1 protein-coding gene is annotated in these 1,293 nt (G+C 73.4%); it reads right to left on the reverse strand.

Annotated features, from left to right (window positions below; all coding sequences use genetic code 11):
- The coding region (locus I3F54_RS31835) for a polyketide synthase dehydratase domain-containing protein (protein ID WP_240122401.1) at positions 1-1,293 on the reverse strand (1,293 nt) is incomplete at both ends.

Consider the following 1,293-nt stretch of genomic DNA (forward strand, 5'->3'; position numbering starts at 1 on the left):
GCTCCACCAGATGCCGCACCACCACCCGGCCCAGCGTCCCCGTCGCACCGGTCACCAACACCGTGCCCTCGGACCCGAACACCGTCCCGGCACCTGCGCCCACCGGTTCCGTCATCCGCACCAGACGCGGCGCCAGCACCCCACCGTCGCGCACCCGCACATGAGGCTCATCACCGGCGAGCGCGGCCCGCAGCACCTGCTCCTCACAGTCCGCATCCGCTTCCACGAGGAAGAACCGCCCCGGGTACTCCGCCTGAACCGACCGCACCAATCCACCCACCGCGGCCCCCGCCGCGTCACCGGAAGCCGTCACCACCACCACACGCCCATCACCAGCCAGGCAGTCCCGCAGCTGAGCCAACACCGTGGCCACGGCCTCCTCCACGGCATCACCCGCGGACACCCCCACCACCACCGGCTCCGGCAGCTGCGGGGTGTCCGGGGCGACGACCCCGAGCACGGGTTCCCACACCACATGGTGCAGCAGGCCGGCCGGGGTGAGATCGGCCAGCGGCACAGCGGTGACACCCATCGCGTCCACGGTCGCCACCAGCGCGTCGGACGCGTCGGTCACCGTCAGGCCGAACACGTCGGGCCCAGTCGGGGTGAGCCGTATGCGCAGGTCCCCCGCAAGCCGGGAGTCCGGGGCGTGCAGCAGCGCCCCGCGCCACGACGTCGGCACGTGGACGGTGTCCGGGCGGGTGGTGTCGGGCAGGAGGGGACGCAGCGCGGCTTCCAGGGCGGCCGGGTGGAACGCGAAGCCGCCGTGCTCGGGCACGGTCACGTCGACGGCCCGCTCCGAAAGGTCACAAGCACCGGTCGCGGTCGCCGGGGCGAGCAGGCCTCTGGCGTGCAGGGTCCAGGGTTCGCCCTCGCGGCGCGCGTGGACGCTGAGCGCCCGCAGTCCCGCGGAGTCGGGTCCCTCCAGGGTCACCTGGAGGTCGACCGTGCCGTACGGGGGCAGCGGAAGCGGCTGCTCCAGGGTGAGATCGTCGAGCTGCGGCACTCCTTCCCGCTGGCCCAGGCGCAGGGCGAGTTCCAGGAGTGCGGTGCCGGGGAGCTGTGCGGTACCGGTGACCGGATCGGCGAGATACGGGTGCGTCCGCGGTGACAGCCGACCCGAGTAGACCGTGCTGGTGCTGCCCGCGAGTTCCAGACCCGGCCCGAGCAGGGGGTGCCAGGTGGCCTGGTCCGGTGCGTCGGACGTACCCTGGGCGCGGTCGTCGGCCAGCCAGTAAGGGTGGTGGTCGAAGGGGTAGGTGGGCAGGTCGACGGTGGTGGCGGGGGTCCGGG

The organism is Streptomyces sp. MUM 2J, assembly GCF_022414535.1.
Classification (GTDB): domain Bacteria; phylum Actinomycetota; class Actinomycetes; order Streptomycetales; family Streptomycetaceae; genus Streptomyces.